Genomic DNA, 469 nt, shown 5'->3' with positions numbered 1-469 from the left:
GGTTGGGTACGAGGAAATCCACCGCCGCGCCCATCGCCGCCAAGCCGCTCATACCGACGGAACACGCGGTCGCGCCGTCGGCATCGTAGTCGGCGACAATCAGGATTTTTTCCTTGCGCTCGATGGCATCCGCCAGACGGCGGGCGGCGGCTTCGCAGTTTGTCAGCGTTTGATACGGCAAAAGCGCAGCAAGCTTGTCATCCAACTCGGCCGGACTTTGCACATCACGCGCAGCACACAGCCGCGCAATCAAAGGATCGGTACCGGCAGTGAGCAAGTCGTTGAAAACAGTCGGATTAATGGAACGTGTTTGAATTTTGACGGACATAGTGTGTGGGATTAAATAGAGAAAAAATTAATTTTTTGAAACATTTATTTTAAGGAGGAGGCCGTCTGAAACCTGCAATCCGTTTTCAGACGGCCTTGGATATTATTTGCGTGAAGCATCGATAATTTCACTGACTACGAC

1 pseudogene is annotated in these 469 nt (G+C 51.8%); it reads right to left on the bottom strand.

The features are described 5' to 3' along the window. Window positions 1-328, bottom strand: a pseudogene (locus ACTHUR_RS20015) (single-stranded-DNA-specific exonuclease RecJ); the annotation flags it as partial. Between the last annotated feature and the right edge of the window lie 141 nt (window positions 329-469).

The organism is Neisseria sp. P0021.S007 (genome assembly GCF_051956855.1).
The sequence above is the reverse complement of the archived record's forward strand: the minus strand, read 5'-3'. Positions and strand labels throughout refer to the sequence as shown.